Raw genomic sequence first — 272 nt, forward strand, 5'->3', positions numbered from 1 at the left:
AAAAAAGGCATAGATTCCTTCTGGAATCCACTCCTAAGCAGTTAATCCAAATAACTGATGAATACATCTATTCTGATTTTGGGCAGATTGTGCCCTTAATTTGAGTTGACCTTTTTTGACCATATGCATGGCTTCTATTCCAGCAATCATTTTTACAGCTGTTTGCATCGATTTCAAACCAAGCATATTCCGAATTCGTTTTTTTATAAATCGATGGTCTTGTTCAATCATGTTGTTTAAATATTTTTTAACCCGAAGTGGCATACCATATG

1 protein-coding gene is annotated in these 272 nt (G+C 34.6%); it reads right to left on the reverse strand.

The window, feature by feature from the left end; genetic code table 11:
* Positions 1-33: 33 nt before the first annotated feature.
* Positions 34-272: DDE-type integrase/transposase/recombinase (locus RT27_RS29270; protein WP_043938616.1), on the reverse strand; the 239-nt coding region annotated here is incomplete at its 5' end.

The organism is Bacillus sp. L_1B0_5 (assembly GCF_000836715.1).
Taxonomy (GTDB): Bacteria; Bacillota; Bacilli; order Bacillales; family Bacillaceae_G; genus Bacillus_A; species Bacillus_A thuringiensis_S.